19 protein-coding genes are annotated in these 20,332 nt (G+C 69.3%); 11 read left to right on the top strand and 8 right to left on the bottom strand.

All coding sequences use genetic code 11. The features are described from left to right. Positions 1-226 precede the first annotated feature (226 nt). The 3 genes from OG413_RS28835 (at position 227) to OG413_RS28825 (ending at position 2,756) form a co-directional block, all read left to right on the top strand. Positions 227-364 (top strand): hypothetical protein, encoded by a 138-nt coding sequence (locus tag OG413_RS28835; RefSeq protein WP_266810770.1) that lies wholly within the window; start codon positions 227-229, stop codon positions 362-364. Between the two features lie 404 nt (positions 365-768). Then, the gene (locus tag OG413_RS28830) at positions 769-1,548 is read left to right on the top strand and encodes a hypothetical protein (protein WP_266810768.1); all 780 of its coding nucleotides are present in this window, start codon (positions 769-771) and stop codon (positions 1,546-1,548) included. Between the two features lie 137 nt (positions 1,549-1,685). Further along, positions 1,686-2,756, top strand: coding sequence for a hypothetical protein (locus OG413_RS28825; RefSeq protein ID WP_266810766.1), 1,071 nt, complete (start codon positions 1,686-1,688; stop codon positions 2,754-2,756). Positions 2,757-2,863: 107 nt separating this feature from the next. Here OG413_RS28825 and OG413_RS28820 read toward each other — a convergent pair whose 3' ends face one another. Further along, complete coding sequence (locus OG413_RS28820) at positions 2,864-3,559, bottom strand: TetR/AcrR family transcriptional regulator (protein WP_266810764.1); 696 nt, start codon at positions 3,557-3,559, stop codon at positions 2,864-2,866. A gap of 127 nt (positions 3,560-3,686) precedes the next feature. Between OG413_RS28820 and OG413_RS28815 the strand changes: the two genes are divergently transcribed. The 8 genes from OG413_RS28815 to OG413_RS28780 all read left to right on the top strand — a co-directional run bounded on the left by OG413_RS28815 (position 3,687) and on the right by OG413_RS28780 (position 13,618). Further along, entirely contained in the window at positions 3,687-5,369 is a 1,683-nt protein-coding gene (locus tag OG413_RS28815; protein ID WP_266810762.1) for an amidohydrolase, read from the top strand. Positions 5,370-5,432: 63 nt separating this feature from the next. Then, positions 5,433-7,097, top strand: coding sequence for an ABC transporter substrate-binding protein (locus tag OG413_RS28810; protein ID WP_266810760.1), 1,665 nt, complete (start codon positions 5,433-5,435; stop codon positions 7,095-7,097). Further along, the gene (locus OG413_RS28805; RefSeq protein WP_266810758.1) at positions 7,094-8,062 is read left to right on the top strand and encodes an ABC transporter permease; all 969 of its coding nucleotides are present in this window, start codon (positions 7,094-7,096) and stop codon (positions 8,060-8,062) included. The genes OG413_RS28810 and OG413_RS28805 overlap by 4 nt, the downstream gene beginning before the upstream one ends. After that, positions 8,059-8,922: an ABC transporter permease gene (locus tag OG413_RS28800; protein WP_266810756.1), complete on the top strand. Its 864-nt coding sequence runs from the start codon at positions 8,059-8,061 to the stop codon at positions 8,920-8,922. The genes OG413_RS28805 and OG413_RS28800 overlap by 4 nt, the downstream gene beginning before the upstream one ends. After that, positions 8,922-9,953 carry an ABC transporter ATP-binding protein gene (locus tag OG413_RS28795; RefSeq protein ID WP_266810754.1) on the top strand — a complete coding sequence of 344 codons (1,032 nt, stop codon included), beginning with the start codon at positions 8,922-8,924 and terminating at the stop codon, positions 9,951-9,953. Before OG413_RS28800 ends, OG413_RS28795 begins: the two co-directional genes overlap by 1 nt. After that, positions 9,950-10,813 (top strand): ABC transporter ATP-binding protein, encoded by an 864-nt coding sequence (locus tag OG413_RS28790; RefSeq protein ID WP_266810752.1) that lies wholly within the window; start codon positions 9,950-9,952, stop codon positions 10,811-10,813. Before OG413_RS28795 ends, OG413_RS28790 begins: the two co-directional genes overlap by 4 nt. Positions 10,814-10,937: 124 nt before the next feature. Then, positions 10,938-11,930 (top strand): TauD/TfdA family dioxygenase, encoded by a 993-nt coding sequence (locus OG413_RS28785; protein ID WP_266810751.1) that lies wholly within the window; start codon positions 10,938-10,940, stop codon positions 11,928-11,930. A 308-nt stretch (positions 11,931-12,238) separates the two neighbouring features. After that, positions 12,239-13,618, top strand: a complete 1,380-nt coding sequence (locus tag OG413_RS28780) for a DUF6056 family protein (RefSeq protein ID WP_266810749.1) — start codon at positions 12,239-12,241, stop codon at positions 13,616-13,618. A gap of 40 nt (positions 13,619-13,658) precedes the next feature. On the opposite strand, the gene OG413_RS28775 is transcribed toward OG413_RS28780, so the two are convergent. The 7 genes from OG413_RS28775 to OG413_RS28745 all read right to left on the bottom strand — a co-directional run bounded on the left by OG413_RS28775 (position 13,659) and on the right by OG413_RS28745 (position 19,954). Further along, on the bottom strand, positions 13,659-14,378 hold the full coding sequence (locus OG413_RS28775) for a GntR family transcriptional regulator (protein WP_266810747.1): 720 nt from the start codon (positions 14,376-14,378) through the stop codon (positions 13,659-13,661). Between the two features lie 110 nt (positions 14,379-14,488). Beyond that, positions 14,489-14,812, bottom strand: a complete 324-nt coding sequence (locus OG413_RS28770) for an L-rhamnose mutarotase (RefSeq protein WP_266810745.1) — start codon at positions 14,810-14,812, stop codon at positions 14,489-14,491. Then, on the bottom strand, positions 14,809-15,588 hold the full coding sequence (locus OG413_RS28765) for an ATP-binding cassette domain-containing protein (protein WP_266810743.1): 780 nt from the start codon (positions 15,586-15,588) through the stop codon (positions 14,809-14,811). Before OG413_RS28765 ends, OG413_RS28770 begins: the two co-directional genes overlap by 4 nt. After that, the gene (locus OG413_RS28760) at positions 15,585-16,661 is read right to left on the bottom strand and encodes an ABC transporter permease (protein WP_266810741.1); all 1,077 of its coding nucleotides are present in this window, start codon (positions 16,659-16,661) and stop codon (positions 15,585-15,587) included. Before OG413_RS28760 ends, OG413_RS28765 begins: the two co-directional genes overlap by 4 nt. Beyond that, positions 16,658-17,740: an ABC transporter permease gene (locus tag OG413_RS28755; RefSeq protein ID WP_266810739.1), complete on the bottom strand. Its 1,083-nt coding sequence runs from the start codon at positions 17,738-17,740 to the stop codon at positions 16,658-16,660. Before OG413_RS28755 ends, OG413_RS28760 begins: the two co-directional genes overlap by 4 nt. Next, positions 17,737-18,825 carry a mandelate racemase/muconate lactonizing enzyme family protein gene (locus OG413_RS28750; RefSeq protein ID WP_266810737.1) on the bottom strand — a complete coding sequence of 363 codons (1,089 nt, stop codon included), beginning with the start codon at positions 18,823-18,825 and terminating at the stop codon, positions 17,737-17,739. The genes OG413_RS28755 and OG413_RS28750 overlap by 4 nt, the downstream gene beginning before the upstream one ends. A 37-nt stretch (positions 18,826-18,862) precedes the next feature. Further along, positions 18,863-19,954 (bottom strand): substrate-binding domain-containing protein, encoded by a 1,092-nt coding sequence (locus OG413_RS28745; protein ID WP_266810735.1) that lies wholly within the window; start codon positions 19,952-19,954, stop codon positions 18,863-18,865. Between the last annotated feature and the right edge of the window lie 378 nt (positions 19,955-20,332).

The raw sequence follows: 20,332 nt of genomic DNA, 5'->3' as shown, positions 1-20,332 counted from the left end.
GGCCTCTCGCTTCGGTGCCAGTGGTGGTGAGTCCCCGCCTTCGTCCAGGCCATCACCTCGGTTGAGGGGAGGGGGGCGGGCCAGGTGACCCTCTGGCACCTGACCCGGGCCATCGCGAACGGAAGGGTGCCGCCCACCGGAGCTGCGCCCCCGGGGCTCCGCCGAGGACGTCGGTGTGGGGCAGTACTCGGCCTCCCCGCCGCGGCCACCGCGGCGGGGAGGCCGAATGCTGCCGACCGGAGTGTCGGACCCGACGAGCGTCTTCGCCATCGCCAAGGACGGCGGCACCCTCAGCACCGCCGGATTCGATGACCTCTCCCGTGCGTTCATCGGGTCGGCGGCTTGGCAAGGTCGCACTGACTGAGCTTGCGTCCGGTGGTCGGTGTCGGGTCCCGGGTCAGGTTCCGCGCCGGTTGGTGTGGCTTTGCCTGGGGGCGGCGGGGAATGAGTTCGATCGACTCAAGGTGCCGAGCCGCCGGGAAGCTGTGATTCCGGGCGCGCGAGCGCTGCAGCTGCTTGCCAACTGCGCTGCGCAAGGCGAGGGTTGCGGAGTTCGAACGGAAGAGGGGGATGTATATGACCGACGGGATCCATCCGGCCGGGCGCTCGCCCGGCACGCCGGAACCTCCGCCACCCGACACCTCGTCGGCCCGCCCGGCTGTACCGGACACCACCACTCATCGGCCGGACCAGCCCCCACAGCCGGCACCGCCGCCGGAACCCACACCGTCGCCGGCCCCTGAACCCCCATCCGCACCGCCGCCGGGCGTGCCGTCCCCCCTGGGCCGCCCGAGCCGTCTCCGCGCTCAGGTCGCTCGTGTCCGCGCCCTGGATTCCGCCAACAAGATCGCGTTGGGTGGGCTGGTCCTGGCCGGTCTGGCCTTCGCGGCGCCCTCGCTCGGTTCTGCGTACCACCACGTCTTCGCTCAAGACTCGGTGGTGGTTGAAGCCAAACAGCTGAACAGTTTCTGCACGAGCACCTGGTCCACCCTCCCCGGCAACGACGATCTGCTGCCCCTGCTGCCCGAGGCGGATACGCGGGAGATCGTGCGCTGGGAGCGCGAGCGGCGGATCGTGCAGCGGCAGACACTGCGGGTTCTGATCGGTCTGCGCGGTAACACCGACAAGGCAGCGCAGCTACGTGACGTCACGATCACTGTCGTCAGCCGTGATCCGCTGCCCACGGGGGTGCGCCCGGACGTCAGGACGCTGGGGTGCGGGAACGGCGAGGAACCTCCGCAGGCGGCGGGTATCAACCTCGATCTGCTCGCGGTCGGACGGCCCGTGTCGCTCAGCGCGTTGCGTGGGAAGCCCGGGCAGCGTGCTGCGGCCAAAGAGGCGCTGGACTGGGGAAAACCTGTGTCCCTGCCGCATTCACTGAACAGTGGGGAGGTCTATTCCCTTTTCCTCCTGGGCCGGACCGAGAACTACGACGTGAGGTGGAAGGCCACCTTGACCTGGTGGGACGGTGAGAAGACGAAGTCGGTCGAACTGGACAACGACGGTCGGCCCTTCCACGTCATGGCCGACCCCGGCGGTACCCCGTGAGCGGCCGGCTCCGGATGGTCGCTGTGGCTGTCGCCGTCGTTCACTCGGCCGGCGTGCTTCCCGCGCAGATCCACTGGGCGGAGGCGGCGGGGTCCCTCTCGTCCTGGGAGGCCGTGAGGATGGCGACGGTATCGCCTGTGTGGCGGTTCAATGAGCAGACCGGCGTCGTGGGCCGGCTCCTGGAGGGACTCTGGCTGGCGCTCTTCCTGACGGTCCTGCTGTCCGTCACACGTGCACTCGTCGCCCGGATGGGACCGCCCCTACGATCCGGGACGCGGGAGGCAGTCGTTCTGCCGTTGGTCGCTCCGGGCGCCGGGATGCTGGCCCTGCTGATCAGCAGGCTTCCGGACCTCTTGCGCGACCGGCCGCCGGAAGGTCTCTGGCAGAGCATAGTGAGATACCAGGGCCCGGAGCTCCCACGTCTCCTGGAAGACGCGTACACCGCCGCCCCGCACGCCCTTCTCCTCGGCACAGCTGCCGCCGCGACCTGGCTGGTGTGGGCGTTGCCCGCCCGGATGCGGTCCGCCCGATTCCCCCGGTCCGCCAGGCGGCGGGCGCTGGTTCTGCTGTCGAAGCTCCGTGGCCCTCTGCGCACCCTCTGGCCACGGATCGGCGAGACAGTCCTGATCACCACAACAGCCACCGTATTCGAACGCCTCCTGGTCATGCCCGCCCCGGCCGAGGCGATAGGCCGCGCCCTCGACCACCTCTGCCAGCAGGGGTGCGGCACTGCTGTGCTGCCGTCCCCGGAGGACAGCGCACCGCCGACCACGGTGCAGGAGCTTCTGACAGTTGTTCATATCGAGCCGGAAGGGCACTTCTGGTTCACTTGTGCCTTCGCTCTCATGTTCTTCGTGCTGCGTGCGCACCCGGCATTCCGCGCCGGACCTCTACGCCCGGCCACCCTGTTCGTGTTGTTCTGGATCGCCTACACGGCTGGTCGGCTTGTCAGTCACCTGTACGTCACCGCGTCCCTGTTCAGCATGTGGGTACCGCGGGGCGCCGCGCCCGGAAGAGCGGTTCGGTCCTTGCTCCTGGTACCCGAGCCGCTGCGCGAGGCACTGTACGGCGCTCCGGTCATCGCCGCGCTGGTGACGGCGGGGGTCATGCTGATCAGAGCCGTACGCCACCGGTCTGCCGCCCGCCATCGCTCACCGCTCCCCACGGACTCCGTCGAACGCAACGAAGGCGTGGCCCGGAAGCCGTAGCCCTCCTGCTGTGGGGCGACGAACCGCCGGGAGGAGCAGCCGACGGGCGTGCGAGGTTACGCCCCAAGCAGGGCTACGCCCCAAGCAGGGCTACGCCCCAAGCAGGGCTACGCCCCGCGCAGGACCTCGACCCGCTTCTCGATCGCGGAGATCAGGGCCTCGACCCTGACCTCGAAGATCCGCTCCTCCGTCACCTCGGCGAGCTCGGTGCTCAGGTCGGTGATGTTCGGGAATCCCCGCGCGTCGACCAGGCGGTACTCGCGGTCCCAGGAGGACTCGTCGGCCGCCCGGATGTCCGCGTCGAACAGCAGGTAGGCGGCGCGCTGGCCGACGAAGGCGAGGATCGAGTCGCCGACCATGCGGTAGTGGACGGCTGCCTCGGCGCCCTGGAGTCCGGCCTCCCTGACGGCTCCCAGGATGAGCTCGACGACCCGGAACTCGTTCGTCCGCCGGGTGGTTCGGCTGGCCATGGCCGAGCCCACCACCGGATATCGGAGGGCGACCTCCAGCGAGCCGACGGCGAGTGCCCGGATGCGTCCCCTCCAGTCGAGGCCCTCGGGGATGCCGTCGAGCACCTCGCCGAGCGTGCGGTCCGCAACGGACAGCAGTAGCTCGTCCTTGTCGCGGAAGTGCCGGTAGATCGCGGTCGGGTCGGTGCCGAGCTCCTCACCGAGGCGCCGGACGGTGAAGGCGTCCTCGCTTCCGCGAGCTGCGATGCGCAGGCTCGCCTCAATGATGGCCTCGGGCGTGAGCTGGCTGCCCGCACGCTTGTTCCGTGCGGGGGCGGCAGGTGACTTCGGCATGATGCGGCCAGTGTATCGATCCGGAACCGGGGCAGCGCAACACCGTTGACAACAGCGTTGCGCTGCCGTTCACTCCTCCTCAACAACAAGCCAGCGGGTCCGTCCCGCCGAGCCGGAGGATGCGTTGATGGCGAACACCAGCCAGCGGGCCGACACCATTTTCGTGGGAGGTCGGGTCTTCACCGGGACCGGGCCGACTCCGGTGGACGCGGCCGTCGCCGTCGGGGGCGGCCGGATCCTGGCCGTCGGCGACGCGACCGCGGTGCGGTCGTTCGCGGGACGGGACACGGAGGTCGTCGATCTCGCGGGCGGCCTGCTCGTCCCCGGCTTCCAGGACGCCCATGTCCACCCTGCGGTGGCCGGGGTCCAGATGCTCGGCTGCGACCTCAGCGACGAGCACACCGTCGACGGGTATCTGGCGGTGGTCGCCCAGTACGCCGAGGACCACCCCGACGCGGCCTGGATCCGGGGTGGCGGCTGGTCGATGGACAGCTTCCCCGGAGGCACGCCGACCCGCGGCATGCTCGACGCGGTGGTCCCCGACCGGCCCGTCATGCTCACCAATCGCGACGGCCACGGCGCCTGGGCCAACACCCGCGCGCTGGAACTCTCGGGCATCGACCGCCACACCCTCGACCCGGCGGACGGCAGGATCGAACGGGAGCCGGACGGAACTCCGGCAGGCACCCTCCAGGAAGGCGCCGTCGATCTGGTCGGCCGCCACCTGCCCGTCGCGACGGCGGACGAGGCGCACGCCGGACTGCTCGCCGCACAGGAGCACCTGTTCACCCTCGGGGTGACCGGCTGGCAGGACGCCATGATCGGTGAATTCCCCGGCAACCCCGACAACTTCGACGTCTACCTGCGCGCGGCGCGCGAGGGTTCGCTGCGCGCCCGCGTCGTCGGCGCCCTGTGGTGGGACCGCGACCGCGGCCTGGAACAGTTGCCCGTACTGGAAGAGCGCCGGCGCACCGGGCAGGTCGGCCGCTTCAACGCGACCAGCGTCAAGATCATGCAGGACGGCATCGCCGAGAACTTCACCGCCGGGATGCTGGAGCCCTACCTCGACCGCTGCGGCTGCCCCACCGCCAACTCCGGTCTCAGCTTCATCGAACCCGGCCTGCTCGCCGAGGCGGTCTGCGCGCTCGACCGCTCCGGCTTCCAGGTCCACTTCCACGCGCTCGGTGACCGCGCCGTCCGCGAGGCCCTCGACGCGCTCGCCGCAGCCCGTACCGCCAACGGCGTCAATGACAACCGGCACCACATGGCGCACCTCCAGGTCGTCCACCCCGATGACATCGGGCGCTTCGCGAGCCTGGGCGTCGCCGCGAACATCCAGGCACTGTGGGCCGCGCACGAACCGCAGATGGACGAGCTGACCATTCCGTTCCTCGGGCCCGAACGCGCCGCCCTGCAATACCCGTTCGGGGACCTGCGGCGCGCCGGGGCCCGCCTGGTCGCGGGCAGCGACTGGTCGGTGAGCAGTCCCGATCCGCTGTGGGGCATCCACGTCGCCGTCAACCGGGCCGTTCCCGTCGAGACGCCCAACGCCTCCGGGAGCCCCGCGCCGTGCCCGCCGTTCCTCCCCGGACAGGCCCTGACCCTGGCCGAGGCGCTGACCGCGTACACCGCGGGCAGCGCGTGGGTGAACCACCTCGACGACGTGACCGGCACCGTCGAGGTCGGCAAGTACGCGGACCTCGTCGTCCTCGACCGGGACCCCTTCGCGCACCCCGCCCCGGAGATCGCCGACACCCGGGTGCGCCGGACCTACGTCGAGGGGCAGCTCGTCTTCTCCGCGACCGGCTGACCCCGACCGCGTACGCCCCCCAGCCACCCCAGACAGAGGTAGACGATGTCATCAGCATCATCAGTGAGAGCCGGATCGTGGCGCGGGCCACGAACAATCCGGCGCATCGCGGGGGCCGCCCTCGCGGCGGCCGCCGTACTCATCACCGGCGCGTGCGGCGGCACCGCCCATCCGGACCAGGGCGCCGGCCCGACCAACGCGTACCGGCTCACCGACCGGACGCCCGCTCCCACCGGCGCCGTGGACTCCTTCACCTGGTCGATCTTCGCCGAGCCGACCTCGATCGACTACGCCTACGCGTTCGACTTCCCGCCCAACCAGATCCTGTCCAACGTCTGCGAGAGCCTGCTGCGCTGGAACCCCGACCTGACGACCTCGCCGAACCTGGCGTCCTCGTACAGCAATCCGACGCCCACCACCTGGGTCTACACGATCCGTCCCGGTGTGCGCTTCCACGACGGGACGGTCCTCACCTCGAAGGACGTCGTCGCCTCGCTGCGCCGCCACCTCGACCCCGCGACGGGCAGCGCCTGGGCCAACACGTTCCGCAATGTGGAGTCGGTGGCGGAGTCCGGCCCGCTGGAAGTCACCGTCAAGCTGACGAAACCGGACTCGACCTTCAACAAGCAACTCGCCGCCAGCCCCGGCACGGTCGAATCCGCCGCCACCCTGGCCAAGCGGGGCAAGGACTACGGCAGCCCCAAAGGCGGTGTGAACTGCACCGGCCCCTTCTCGTTCTCCTCCTGGACCCCGGGCCGGTCGCTGGTGCTCAAGAAGTTCGACGGCTACTGGAACCCGGCGCTCAAGGCCCGGTCCGGCCAGGTCAAGTTCGTGTTCCTGAGCGACCCGACGACCCGGGTCAACGCCCTCCAGAGCGGTGAGGTGGACGGCGGCTGGGCGGTCCCGTCCGACGCGTTCGGTCAACTCCGCTCCTCCCGGGCGGGAAAGCTCTACTTCGGCCGCAACACGACCGTCGCCGCCGAGGTGGTCGGCAACCTCAAGGGCCCCCTGGGTGATGCCCGGGTACGCAAGGCCCTCCTCATGGCCATCGACCGCAAGGGCATCGTCAAGGCCGGCGCCGGCGGGGTCGGCGAGGTGGCCGATTCCCTGGTCACCGACAACCTCTGGAGCGACGCGCCCGCCGGGACGCGCGAGGCCCTGCGCGAGAACCTGCCGACCTACGAGTACGACCCGGCCAAGGCCAAGAAGCTCGCCGAGAAGGCCGGAGTGGGCGGCCGGGAGATCGTCATCTCGACCAGCCCGCTCGACTCCCAGACCACGATCATCACGCAGGCCGTCGCCCAGGCGGCCACGGCCATCGGGCTCAAGCCCCGCATCGACACCCTCTCCACGGAGAAGTACTCGACGCTCTTCACCGACCCGGCCGCCCGCAAGGGAACCGACCTCTTCCTCACCTTCTGGTACACGTCGATCACCGATCCGTTGGACATGTACAGCTCCCTGGAGACCGGCGCGTTCACCAACTACGGCGGCTGGTCCGACCGCCGCTTCGACGCGGCCGTCGAGCGGGCCGTCGGAACCTACGACCCCGCCGCGCACGCCGCCGCCAACGCGGAGGCCCAGCAGATCGCCATGGAGGAGCTGCCCTGGCTGCCCCTGTACACACAGCCCGTGAGCGTCTTCCTCGGCAAGCGGATCACCGGCGTCCAGCCGTCGATCGCCTACCTGTACTACCCGTGGGCGGCCGAGATCGGGGCGAACGGATGACGATCGCGGTGACGCGGGCGCTACGGGTCCTGCGCAGGCTGGCCGGTATGGCCGGGACCCTCCTGGTCACCTCGTTCCTGGTGTTCTCCTCGCTGTACCTCGTGCCCGGTGACCCGGCGAGCTTCCTGGTGCGCGGTCGCAGCGCGAGCCCCGAGGAACTCGCCCAGATCCGGGGGCAGTACGGCTTCGACGAGCCGTTCCTGGAGCGGTACGGGCACTGGCTGGAAGGCGTGTTCCACGGCGACTTCGGCCGGTCCTACCTCCTCCACCAGGACGTGAGCTCGGTCATCTGGTCACGCCTGCCGTCCTCCCTGTTGCTGGTCGCGGTGTCGGCCCTGCTGATCGCGGTGGTGGGCGTCGCGGCCGGGATCGTCGGGGCGCTGCGGCGCGGCACGCGCACCGACACGACGCTGATGCTGCTCGTGACGGTCGGGGCCGCCGCCCCCGCCTTCGTCGCCGCACTGCTGCTGAGGTCGTTGTTCGGGGTACGGCTCGGCTGGTTCCCCACCATCGGGAACGGCACCGGCGTCCTCGACAGCCTGTACCACGTCGTTCTTCCCTCGGTGGCCCTGTCCGTGACCTTCATGGCCCTGGTCACCCGCGTGACCCGGTCGGCGATGCTGGACGAACTGGGCCGTGAACATGTCGAGGTCGCGCTGAGCCGCGGCACACCCCGCCGGACCGTGATCCGGCGTCATGTCCTGCGCAACGCGCTCGGACCGATCGTCACGGTCTCCGGGCTGCTCGTCTCGGGGATGCTGGTCAGCACCTCGATCGTGGAGACCGCGTTCGGCATGTCGGGCGTGGGCTCTCTCCTCGTCCAGTCGGTCAACCAGATGGACTTCCAGGTCGTGCAGGCGATCGTGCTGCTCGTGGTGACCGCGTTCGTCGTGGTCAACGCCCTGGTGGACCTGGTGCATCCGCTGATCGATCCGCGCGTGACGGCAGTGGGGAGCACACGATGAGCGCACAGATCGCCGATGTGGTGCGCGGCCCGGTCACCCGGCTCAGGTCGCTGGGCGGCAGTCGGCTGCAACGCCTGTGCCTGCTGCTCCTGATCCTGTTCGTCCTGGTGTCCGTGTTCGCACCCTGGCTGGCACCGCAGGACCCGACCTTCGGTGACCTCGGCGCGAGCCTGCAGGGCCCGAGCGCCGCACACTGGCTCGGCACCGACCAGGGAGGGCACGACACCCTCTCGGCCCTCATCGAGGGGACCCGTACCAGTCTCGCCGGACCGCTCGCGGTGGTGCTGTTCTCCACCGTGACGGGCATAGCCGTCGGCCTGTTCACCGCCTGGCGGGGCGGCTGGGCCGACACACTCATCGGCCGGATCCTCGACATCGTGTTCGCCTTCCCCGCGCTGCTCGTCGCGATCCTCGCGGTGGCGGTCTTCGGTAAGGGGATGACCGCACCGGTGATCGCCATGGCCATCGCGTACATGCCGTACACCGCGCGTCTGGTGCGCGGCCTGGCCATGCAGGAGAAGGCCAGGCCCTACATCGCGGCCTACCGCGTGCAGGGGCACTCCGGGGTGTTCATCGCGGTCCGCAGACTGCTGCCGAACATCGCCCCGACCGTACTCGCGCAGTCGACGGTCAACTTCGGCTACGCGCTGCTCGACCTCGCGGCCCTGTCCTTCCTGGGCCTGGGCGTACAGCCACCGACACTCGACTGGGGCGCGATGATCAACCAGAGCCAGGCCGCCGTTCTGCAGGGCGAGCCGCTGTCCGCGATCGCGCCCGCGATCGCGGTCGTGCTGGTCGTCGTCGCCTTCAACATCGTCGGCGAGAACATCGGCGACCGGCTCGCGGGGAGGGACTCCTGATGACACTGCTGGAGTACGAGGACCTGAGCGTCGAACTGCCCGGGATGGCCCGCCCGGTCCTCGACCGCGTCAGCCTGACGGTCTCGGCGGGCGAGGTGGTCGCCCTGGTCGGCGAATCCGGCTCCGGGAAGTCGGTCACGGCCCGAGCCGCGCTCGGCCTCTTCCCGGCGGGCGCCGGCATCGAGGGACAGGTCCGTGTCGACGGCACCGACCTGGTCGGCGCGGATGCCGCGAGCCTGCGCACCATACGTACGGCCAGAACATCAATGATCTTCCAGGACCCCCGGGCGGCCATCAATCCGGTGCGCCGTATCGGGGACTTCCTCACCGAGTCGCTGCGCCTGAGCCACCGCTGGTCCAGGGACCGGGCGAACGCGCGGGCCGTCGAACTGCTCACCGCGGTCGGCCTGCCGGACCCCGCCCGGCACCTGAACCAGTACCCGCACGAACTCTCCGGCGGAATGCTCCAGCGCGTCATGATCGCCGGAGCGCTCAGCACCGAACCCCGACTGCTGCTGTGCGACGAGCCGACCACCGCCCTCGACGTCTCCACCCAGGCCGAGATCATGGCCATCCTGGGAAGGCTGCAACGTGAACGCGACCTGGGTCTGCTCCTCATCACCCACGACATCGAACTCGCGGCCGCCGCCTGCGACCGGATCTACGTGATGTACGCCGGGCGGGTCGTCGAGACGGCGCCCACGGCCACGCTCTTCGCCGCCCCCCGCCACCCGTACACCGCGGGCCTCCTCAGCTCGTCCCCGCCCCTGTCGGCGCCGGACGGCCCGGTCGCCCGCCTCACCCCGATCCCCGGGGCACCGATGGGCCTCCTGGACTCCGCGCCCGGCTGCTCCTTCGCGGCCCGCTGCCATGCCGTCCGGTCCGGGCGGTGCGACCAGTCACCGCCACCCCTGGAACGACACGGCCCGGCTCTGGTCGCCTGCCACCGCACCGACGAACTCACGGATACGCAAGGGGCGGCCGACGTGGCGGTGGCCGGTTCCCTCTCGCCGCACAAGGAGGACCGTTGACCACCGATCCCACACCCGCGGCGCGAACGCTGCTTCAGGTGAGCGGTCTGCGCAAGACCTACCGGACGGGAGCGACGGAGGTCGTCGCGGTCGAGGACCTGTCGTTCTCCGTGCGGGCCGGGGGCGCACTCGGCATCGTCGGGGAGTCGGGTTCCGGCAAGACCACCACGGCCCGGATGCTGATCGGCCTCGAACGCCCGGACGCGGGACGGATCCTGGTCCAGGACGAGCCGCTGGCCGCCACCGTACGAGGGAAGGAGGCCCGGCTCGCACGGGCCAAGGCGGTCCAGATCGTCTTCCAGGACCCCTACCTCTCGCTGGACGCGCGGATCAGCATCGGCGCGACCATCGACGGGGTGCTGCGCCTGCACGGGCTCCGGGACCGCGCGGCGCGGGCGGCCCGGACCAGGGAACTGCTGGCCCAGGTCGGCCTCGGCGACCGCGAGGCGGCCGCGCTGCCCCGCAGGCTCTCCGGCGGGCAGCGCCAACGTGCGGCGATCGCGAGGGCGTTGGCCGTCGAACCCACCGTACTCGTGCTCGACGAAGCGGTGTCGGCCCTGGACGTGTCGGTGCAGGCACAGGTGCTCAACCTGCTGTCGGACATCCGCCGCGACACCGGCATCGGCTTGGTCTTCGTCAGCCACGACCTGGCCGTCGTCCGGTACGTGTGCGACGAGGCACTCGTCCTGTACCGGGGGCGGACCATGGAACACCGGCCCGTCGCGGACCTGCTCGCGACACCCGGACACCCCTATACCCGGCTGTTGCTGGCCTCCGTTCCCCGGCCGGGCTGGGACCCCGACTCGATCAGCCGGCGACGCCGGGAGCTCGATCCCCTGAAGCCGCACGGTCCGGGGTGACGGGGGCGGTGAGGAACACGACGCCGCGGAGGGCGCTTCCACACGTCACCGACACAGTCGTCCCACCCTGCTTGGCACTCGTCGGACGGGGGGAAACTGTTACTGATCTCAAGATGCCGTCAGCTTGTTCCGGCCCGCGCCATGGGGAATGCCTGTGCGCGGGACGCAGGGGGTGCTCATGGAAGAAGAGTCCGTCGCTGCCGAACGAATTCACCTGTGGGACCGGGACACACTGGAGGAGGAGGCCTGGCTGATCCACCTGCCTTCGTCCAGGCATGCGAGCGACGTCACCGTCACAGAGCTGACAGACACCGCCGGGCGAGCACCGGGGAACGCCAAGTCCGCCCTACGCCCGCACCCGTTCGAAGACCTGGCGTGCCGACTCCTGTCAGCCCTGTGTGACGGGCCGGGACTGGTAGTTCTGCGTGGCCTCCCGCTGGACGAACTCAGCGATCAGGCATGCGCGGAGCTGTGCCGATCGGCTATCTCCCTGGCGGGCACACCCCGCCCACCGGAGTCCGCCGCGCCGATGGACCATCTCCTCACCACCGTCCCCACATCCCGGGTTTCCGCGCCTGCTGACCCCGATGACATCCTTCGCGGTCCGGCGGAAGAGGCGGCACTGGCTCCGCACACCGACCGTGCCGGGCCATCCGGGCCCCCACGCCTGCTCGCACTGCTGTGTGTCAGGCCGGCCTTGAAGGGAGGTGAATCTCTGCTGGTCAGCGGTCACAGCGTTCACGACCGGCTCTCGGCCGACCGTCCCGCGGTGCTGTCGACGCTCTACCGGGATTTCTATTTCGGCGCGGAACGGAACCTGGCACGCTCCGGGCCCGTCTTCACCCGAAGCGACGGCCGGCTCCAAGTGCGGTACAACAGGTACCAGATTGAACGCGGCCACCACGCGGCAGGCGAGCCACTGACCGCGGCGCAGGTGGAAGCCCTCGACGCCTTCGACGAAGTGCTCGGCGACGAAAGCCTGTTCCTGCGCCTGCCCCTGCGCAGGGGAGACCTCCTCATGCTGAACAACAACACCGTTCTGCACGGTCGAACCTCCTTCACCGATCATCCCGATCCACTCCAGCACCGCTGCCTGGCCCGTGCATGGGCGGACTGAACCGCCCTCCCGCCGCACCCGTGGTGGCACCGAATGGGCGAAGCAGTCGGGTACTTCCCCGAACCGGCCTCAGGGATGCCGCCGTGGGAGCGGGTGGGCTGCTAGCAATATTCCTGCGTCGGGGAAGCCGCGTCCCTGTGGCCGGCCCGGTTTGACCGCTCGTCCTGGCGGCCGGCACATCCTGTGATCCCGACGCGGAAAGGGCACCAGCCGTGGAGTGCGTGCAGGAAAAGTCCGTTCAGGAGCGAAGTACGGGAGGTACTGAGGACCGTAGTCCGAGGCGGTGGTGGGTTCCGCTCCCGGTCGGAATGCTCTCGCTCCTGCCGATCCTCCTGCTCGCGGCAGCGGCCTGGGCCGGGCGCCGGGTCCGTCCCAGCGGTGACGACTGGTGCTTCCTGCCCGTGGTCCGGGAGGGCGGCCTGTCGGCGATCGTGAACACGTTCTACTCCATGGACAACGGGCGTGTCGTGAACGCGGTGCTGGTCTGGGCCTACGCGCGGTTCGGCGTGGCCGGCCACCAGTGGTTCGGTCTGGTCAGCGGTGTGCTGATCCTCTGCCTCCTCTGGGCGTTCGTCGCCACGGTCCTGCCGAGAGCGGGACTGAGCGCCCCGCGGGGAGTCGCGCTTCTGGTGGCGTCCATGGTGACGGCACTGTTCCTGCTCGGTTCCGCGAACACCTACAAGACGTTCTACTGGCCCGCGGCATCCGTTTCGCACACCGTGCCCCCCGTGCTCGCCTGTGCCGCGGCCATCCCCCTGCTGCGTGCCGCGTCGCGGCGGGGGAGGATCTTCGCCCTGCTGACGGTCTTTCTCGCGGGGCTGCTCCTGGGCATGCTGTCGGAGGAGACCTCCGTCGTCACCGTGGCCGTCCTGGGCGCTCTGCTGCTGATCAGCGGCCGGGTCCTGCCACCGGCGCGACGCCGCTTCGTCCGGTCCTGGTGCGTGGCCGGGATCGCGGCCATCCTGATCTCCGGGCTGGTCCTCTTCACGTCCCCGGGCGCACGCCATCGCCGTGAAAAGCACGGCGCCGCCTCCATGCTCGACCCCGAATCGCTCCTCGCGTCCCTGCGAGGCTTCGCCGATATCGCCCTCACATGTCTCACGACGTGGCAGTACCTGGGCGTCGTCGCGGTCGGGACCCTCCTGGCCCTGCTGGACCGGCGCCGCCGAGGCCGGACCGCTCCCACGAAGGACGAAGCGCTGTGGGCCGTGGCGGGCGTCTGCGCCCTGCTCGTCTCCGGCTACGTCTGCACGGTCATCACGTACCCCGCATTCGGAGAGAGCGTCGCGACGTCCACGCGCCTGTGGAACGACTACCTGCTGCTCTATCTCCTGCTTCTCGTCTTCGTGGGCGTTCTTCTCGGTCGCGGGTGGCTGCGCCGAGGACGACCGATCGCACGGCCCCTGGCCACCGGGGCAGCGGTGTACGGCCTGGTCTGCCTTTCGCTTGCCATGTCGCTCGGCAGCCTCGACACCGAAATGACGGCACGGGCACGGAACTGGGACGACCAGGACCAGTGGCTGCGCAGCCGGTCCGCGGCCGGTGCTCAGGTCCTTCCGTACCAGCGGCTGCCCATCAGTAGAATGACCGAACCGTTCAGCCGCCGCATGGCCTGGCCCGCTTCCTGCGTCGCCGACTACTACGGCCTCACACGCGTCACCCAAGCCGCCGGGCGCCCCGGGGGATGAGTACATCGGGCTGCGCTGTCGCGAGGTGTCGGCACGTACCTCACGACGCGCTCTCGTGCCTGAGCTGGCGCTGGAGGCTGAGGGTCAGATGCTCCGTCATAGCCTCGGCGGCGCGATCGGATTTCCTGCGGAGTATGGCGCGCACGACCCGCTCGTGTTCGGCCAGCGTCGGATCCTCGGCGACTTTGGCGCTGGTGAGCCGGAAGACATGCAGATGTGAGTGGAGCCTTTCGACCGCGTCGGCGAGCAACGGCCGATGCGACGCGGCAGCGATCGCGTCGTGGAAGCGCTGGTCCAGAGCGGCGAAGTCGCGGTAGTCCGCGTATCGGCCTGTCGGCCCCGGAAGCGTCCGCATCTCCTCCATGATCCGTTCGATGGCGTCGAGCTGTTCCTCGGTCGCGTTCGTCGCTGCCAGCGCTGTGGCCCTGGGCTCCAGCAGCAATCGCATCTCGAAGAGTTCCTCAAGTCCCCGCCGCGTCAGCAACTCGGTCGCGCGGTATCCCGAAAGTGACCGCTTCACCACCAGGCCGTCGGCTTCGAGCCGGGCCAGGGCCTCGCGCACGGGGGTCGGCGACACGCCCAGGGTCCGGGAGAGGGCGTCAATGCCGACGCGGGCACCCGGCGCGATCTCATGGTCCATGACCATGGCCTTGATGTTCTCGTAGACGCTGGCGGAGAGCACCTGCCTGACAGGGGGCGTACTCAGAGCCTTTCCGTCCGATTCCTCGGTCCTGCCCGCGGAACGGTCCTGCGGCGGCATCCGTTCTCCTGTTGCTCGGGGCGTTTCGGGACACTCGCAGTTTAAGGGCCCGGGCGGTGCGCTCCCGAGCGCGGCCGGAGAAGCAGTCCGCTGTGTCCGGGCCGGGTCGGTCACTTCATGAGGAAGACCTGTTCCATCGGCGCCCATCGTTCCCCGGACGCCGCCTCCGCCACCGGCTCCTGGCACGGATCGGTGAGCCGCCACCATGCTCGCGTGGACTCGTCCGCGGCCATGAGTGCGAGATCGGCGGCCAGATCCGCGCCGTCGTACTCGAAATAGCTGAAGAGCAGGTCGCCGAGGAGGTGGATCGAGTAGTTCGTGATGTGACAGGCACGCAGGCGGTCCAGCACCGGTGGCGGAACATGGCGGTGCAGCTCGCGGTACTCGTCGAGCCTCTCCGGTCTGACCCGGATCACCTGTGCCACGCGCTTCACCCGGCATCGGCCTTGTTGGTCACGGCCGAGACCGCGCGGCCATGGATGAGACGGATGATCCGGCCGCTCATGTGTTCGTAGTCGCGGTCGTTGGCGACCTCTCCGCGGATACGGTGATCAGCCATCACGACGACCCGGTCCGCCAGCGTGATCATCTCCGCGAGGTCGCTGCTGATCAACAGGATGGGCAGACCGTTGCGAGCCAGCTCCCACAGGAGTTCGTGGAAGGAGTGCTTGGTGCGGACATCGACGCCGACAGTCGGCTCATCCACGATGAGCAGGCGGGTGTCGGCCGCGAGCCACTTCGCCAGGCTCACCTTCTGCTGGTTGCCTCCGGAGAGTTCACCGGCGTTCTGCCCGAGCCCGGAGACGCGGATGCCCAGACGGTCGACGAGATCGTGCGCGATGTCTCGCTCCTCGCGTGCGGAGACGAACCCCAGGGCCTTGGCCAGCTTCCTCCACACCGTCACCGTGATGTTCTCCGCGACGGAGAAGCCGGGAATGAGGTTGCGTTCCTGGTGGACGACGCCGATTCCGGTGCGCGTGGCCTCCAGGGGGGAGCGCAGGTGGACCTCGTCGCCCAGCCAGACGAGCCGACCGCCGTCGGGGGAGTGCACACCCGTCAGGACCTTGATCAGCGTGGACTTGCCCGCGCCGTTCTCGCCCAGCAGTGCGTGCACGGAGCCCGCCCTCAGACGCATTCCGACGCCGTCCAGGGCTCGTACTCCGGGGAAGACCTTGACTATGTCCTGGCAGTTGAGAAGAACGTCGTTCATCGCGCGCCTCCCGCGTTCGGCAGAGCGTTGTCCGTGTCGAGGCGGGTATCCACCGGGTCCGGTGGGACACGTCCGTGCGCCTTGCCCTTCTTCTCCAGACGCGCCTGGTGCATGCGTCCACCTACCACGGTGCCCAATACCACCAGGCCGATAAGGAAGTTCACCCAGCTCGGGTCCAGCGAGAACTGTGCCCGTGCGGCGTCGATCAGCCGCATCACGAACGCTGCCAGTACTGTTCCGAGCACCGCGACGGTGCCGCCGTTGAGAGCGACACCACCGATGATCGGCGCGGCGAAGCTCGGCAGCAGCCAGTCGCCGCCGACGCTGCGGTTGACACCCGGAAGGGAGGCCGTCGCGGTGAGCGCGGCCACGCCGATCAGCAGGCCGGACAGGGTGTGGGCGAGCACGATCTGCCGGTCGGTCGAGATGCCGGACAGCCTGGCCGCGAGTGGGTTTCCACCGGCTGCCAGGAGCCGACGTCCCGCGGTGGTGCGGTACATGAAGCCCGCGAGCAGGACGGCCGAGGCGAGTGCGACGAGGAAGACCAGCGGAATGTTCGACGGAGCCGCTCTGCCGAGGTCCTTGAGGGTCTGCGAGTAGCCGTCGACGGTGCGGGTGCCGGCGAGCCGGTACTGGGCCCCCAGGAGAATCGTCATCGTTCCGAGCGTGACGATGAAGCCGTTGATCCGCGTCGCCACGATGAACAGGCCGGTGACCAGGCCGACCACGGTGGCCGTCAGCACACCCACCAACACGGCAACGGGAGCCGGGACACCGCTGTCGGCCATGAGCGCGCCCATCAGGCAGGCGCTGAAACCGCCGAGGGCACCGACCGCCAGATTGAGCTGTCCCACGCACAGCGCGACCATCTGGGCGAGGCCGATGAGAATCGGCGTGGCCAGGTACTGCAGGAACGTGCGTACGGAGGGACCCTCGAAGAACGAGCCCGACGAGGCCACGCCCAGCGCCGCGTAGCCGACCAGCGCGACACCCAGCAGAGTTGTCGTGGTCGAGCGGGAGAAGCGCCGCAGGGACGCGCCGGTCAGGGCTCTCCGATCGTTGATCGTGATCATGTGGAGCGCACCACCTTGCGATAGGACACGACAGTGCGTACGCGATCGGCCGACAGGGCCAGCAGCAGAACACAGCCGAGGTAGATGTTGAGGCTTTCGAGGCCGACTCCGAGGAGATCGAGGCCCTTGCGGATGACGCCGACCAGGGAGGTTCCCAGCAGTGCGCCGATCACCGAGACGACACCACCGGTGAGCAGCGTGCCGCCGAGCACCGCGCCCAGGAACGACGGCAGCATGAAGTCGTCACCGATGGACGCGCGGAAGGTTCCGGTACCGACGGCGGCCATGAAACCGGCGAGCGCGGCCAGCAGTCCGGACAGCGCGTGAGCGAGGATGACCCGGCGGCCCGTGGGAATGCCGGACAGCTCCGCGGCCGCCGGGTTGGCACCGGTGAGCAGCAGTTCCCGGCCGAGGCGGGTGCATCCGTAGAGGAAACCGAGACCGGCCAGCGCGAGCACGGTGAACTGGATCATCTGCGGCACAGCGGGGGAGCCGCACACCGGGCCGACACAGATGTCGGCCAGCGAGTAGGAACGAAGCTCGGCCAGCCCCGACGGCCTGGTGGTGAACGCCGCGTTCTCCGTGAGGGCCGAGTACAGCAGCGAGACCAGGCCCAGCAGTGCGAAGTCCATGGCGAGCGTCACCACGAAGGAACTCACACCGGTTCGCGCGATGATCCAGCCCGTCAGTGCGCCGATGGCCGCGCCTGCGAACAGGCACAGCAGCAGCCCGAGCGGCAGGGGCAGGCCGAGCCGGTCGTATCCCAACCCGGCGAACAGGGCCCCGAAGGCGGCCATGCGGCCGACGGCCAGATTCATGTGCCCGACGGACAGGGCCACCATCTGTGCCAGGGCCACCACGGTCAGAGTCGCGATGTCACGCAGGAGCGGGAACAGTACGAGTCGTTCGTCGAGGAAGGCGGGGCGCAGCACTCCGAACAGCGCGCACAGGGCGACGATGAGCACGAGCAGGCCCAGCCGTTGGTTCACCCAGAACGGCGGCTTGTGCGGTGTGCGCGCGGTGGCCGGCGGTGCCTCGGTGTCCGCGTCGAGGCCGGGTGGAGCGGAGGGGGGTGTCATGACACCCGCCGGTTGTCGATGGCGTCCATGTCCCAGTCGATGCCGATACCCGGCTCGTCGGGCGCGATGGCCATTCCGTCGCGGACGGTCAGTTCGGTACGGGTCACGGCACGCAGCTGCGGGATGTGTTCGACGAACTTTCCGTTGGGTACCGCGGCGACGAGGCTGACGTGCAGTTCCATCAGGAAGTGCGGGCAGACCATGACGTTGTGGCTCTCCGCCAGGTGCGCGACCTTCAGCCATGGCGTTATGCCCCCGATGCGGGCGGCGTCCACCTGCACGATGGAGGCGGCGCGTGTCTCCAGGTAGGCGCGGAACTGCATGATCGAGTACATGGACTCGCCGACGGCTATCGGAATCGTCGTCGCACGGGCCAACTGCGCGTGGCCGCTGATGTCGTCGGCCGGCATGGGTTCTTCCAGCCAGTAGGGGGCGTAGGGCTCAAGGGCGGATGCCAGCTGGATGGCGGAGGAGATGCTCTGCGACTGATTGGCGTCCGTCATGATGTGCAACGACGGGCCCACGGCCTCGCGCACCGCGCGCAGCCTCTCGGCGTCCTCGCCGACGTGAGGCTTGCCCACCTTGATCTTGACGCCCGCCCATCCGGCCTGCTGGGCCTGAAGAGCCGACTTGACCAGGTCGTCGGTGGTCAGGTGGAGCCAGCCGCCCTCGGTGTCGTAGACGGGTACTTCGCGGCGATGACCGCCGGCGAGCCGCCACAGAGGTTCCCCGGCGCGCTTGCAGCGGAGGTCCCAAAGAGCGGTGTCCACTGCGGCGAGGGCCAGGGAGGTTATGGCTCCGGTGGTGGTCGACCGGGTCGTGGCGAACAGGCGTTGCCACAGTGCCTCGACGTTGCGGGCGTCCTCACCGACGAGGAGGGGAAGAAGATGGTCCTGGAGCAGAGCCAGGACGGAGGATCCGCCTGTTCCGATCGTGTAGGCGTAGCCGGTTCCCCGGAGACCGTCCGCGGTGGTGATCTCGACGAGGATCGTCTCCTGCTTGACGAAGGCCTGCACCGCGTCGGTGCGGTCCGTCTCCACGGCGATGTCGGCCAGCAGGGTCGTGGCGGTCGTGATGATGCTCATCGTGCGACGTCCGATTTCTGTAGTGCCGGCGGCAGCGTCAGCCGCAGGTGAGGATGTCGTCCGCGAACTGCTTCTTGAGCTGCGCGGTCTTGGCCCTGCGGTCGTTGTCGTACTCGTCGACATTGGACTCGGTGACGACGAAGGAGCCGGAGTCCACGATCTGCCCGGGGTCGCGGACCGTGCACTGCTCGGTCCGCAGCAGCGCCAGCGCCCACGCTCCGACGTCGGCCTGTGCCACCGGGTTCTGTACGACGGTCGCGGTGACCGAGCTCTTCCGGATCGAGCTGAGGATCTTGGCGTCGTCGTCGATGGCGACGACCTTGGCCGTCGAGCCGGCGCTGCTGACGGCGTCGGCGGCGGCTACCGCCGGGTTGTAGGCGGTGGCGACAATGCCCTGGATCCTGCTGCCCTTGGCCGCGAGCAGATCCGAGACCGCCTTCTGCGCGGTCTGGAGGTCCTTGTCGATGTCGGTGATGGTCTGGAGCAGCGTGACCTTGCCGCCGGACTCGGACACCGCCTTGGAGACGCCCTTCATCCGGAGCTGTGTGTTGGCGTCGACGTTGTTGCCGGTGAGATGCACCAGGGTGCCCTTGCCGCCCATGGCATCGATGGCGGCCCGAGCCGCCTTGTAGGCGGCGAGCTCGACGTCCGTCGACAGACAGAACTCGGCCTCGTTCCTGCCGCCGGCCGGGCACGAGCCGAGCGAGGCCACCGCGAACCCCTGCGCCTTCAGGTCCGCGAACGTGGTGTTGATATCGGTCGGTGAGACTCCGAACACGCCGAAGGCGTTGTAACCACGTGCCGCGAGTGTGGACAGCAGGTTGTTCTGCTTCTGCTGGTCCCATTCGGCAGTCTCGTCGAACGCCACGTCGCCCAGGCCGTAGGCGTTCTCGGCAGCTGCTCCGGCCTTCTTCCATGGCTGGAAGTACGGGTGGGCTCCGCCGGGGACGAGCGCCACCTTGGTGCCGGATCCGTCGGCGAGTTCGGCGGAACCGCCGCCGGTCCTGCCCGACGCCCGGGACCGGTCGCCCGCGGGTTCACCCGAGGTCTTCACGGTGCATGCGGAGGATGCCATGAGGAGGGCAACGGCGAGAACGCCCGGCACGACAACTCTGGTCGGGAGACGCATCTCCACCACCTTCTTGAGAATCAGATAGGAAATCGATGAGGCGATAGTTGACCAGCGTGCTCGTTCCGTCAATGCCTGCGGCGTCATTCGTCTCCGGGATGGATGGCGCCGTCATGGGTGCGATGCCGCAAAAGTGCCCTTGAGGCAGCTGGATGGCGGTGTGGGGGCTTGGCTTCCTGCTGTTCGCGCGGCGGGGAGCTACCACCCGATGTCGTTCCCCGGAGCCGGTTCCAGAATGTGTACCTCGTGTCAGCCGTCGGGAATCATATAGGAAATCTTGTCGAAACCATTGACATGGTGCGCCCGTACCACTGCACTTCTGCCAGGCGCCGCCCAGCGGCCGTCGGACCCCCGCGATTCGAGCACCGCTGCCCCAGA

The organism is Streptomyces sp. NBC_01433 (assembly GCF_026340105.1).
In the GTDB taxonomy this organism is placed as follows: Bacteria; Actinomycetota; Actinomycetes; order Streptomycetales; family Streptomycetaceae; genus Streptomyces.
Note: the sequence above shows the minus strand (reverse complement) of the source record. Positions and strands in the feature narration are given on the sequence as shown.

What these genes read in the sequence shown, in the direction of transcription:
- OG413_RS28805 (WP_266810758.1), top strand. Translation starts at nt 7,094, where the DNA reads ATGACGATCGCGGTGACGCGGGCGCTACGGGTCCTGCGCAGGCTGGCC.
- OG413_RS28760 (WP_266810741.1), bottom strand. Translation starts at nt 16,661, where the DNA reads ATGATCACGATCAACGATCGGAGAGCCCTGACCGGCGCGTCCCTGCGG.
- OG413_RS28815 (WP_266810762.1), top strand. Translation starts at nt 3,687, where the DNA reads ATGGCGAACACCAGCCAGCGGGCCGACACCATTTTCGTGGGAGGTCGG.
- OG413_RS28800 (WP_266810756.1), top strand. Translation starts at nt 8,059, where the DNA reads ATGAGCGCACAGATCGCCGATGTGGTGCGCGGCCCGGTCACCCGGCTC.
- OG413_RS28820 (WP_266810764.1), bottom strand. Translation starts at nt 3,559, where the DNA reads ATGCCGAAGTCACCTGCCGCCCCCGCACGGAACAAGCGTGCGGGCAGC.
- OG413_RS28775 (WP_266810747.1), bottom strand. Translation starts at nt 14,378, where the DNA reads ATGCCGCCGCAGGACCGTTCCGCGGGCAGGACCGAGGAATCGGACGGA.
- OG413_RS28745 (WP_266810735.1), bottom strand. Translation starts at nt 19,954, where the DNA reads ATGCGTCTCCCGACCAGAGTTGTCGTGCCGGGCGTTCTCGCCGTTGCC.
- OG413_RS28755 (WP_266810739.1), bottom strand. Translation starts at nt 17,740, where the DNA reads ATGACACCCCCCTCCGCTCCACCCGGCCTCGACGCGGACACCGAGGCA.
- OG413_RS28795 (WP_266810754.1), top strand. Translation starts at nt 8,922, where the DNA reads ATGACACTGCTGGAGTACGAGGACCTGAGCGTCGAACTGCCCGGGATG.
- OG413_RS28750 (WP_266810737.1), bottom strand. Translation starts at nt 18,825, where the DNA reads ATGAGCATCATCACGACCGCCACGACCCTGCTGGCCGACATCGCCGTG.
- OG413_RS28780 (WP_266810749.1), top strand. Translation starts at nt 12,239, where the DNA reads ATGCTCTCGCTCCTGCCGATCCTCCTGCTCGCGGCAGCGGCCTGGGCC.
- OG413_RS28765 (WP_266810743.1), bottom strand. Translation starts at nt 15,588, where the DNA reads ATGAACGACGTTCTTCTCAACTGCCAGGACATAGTCAAGGTCTTCCCC.
- OG413_RS28835 (WP_266810770.1), top strand. Translation starts at nt 227, where the DNA reads ATGCTGCCGACCGGAGTGTCGGACCCGACGAGCGTCTTCGCCATCGCC.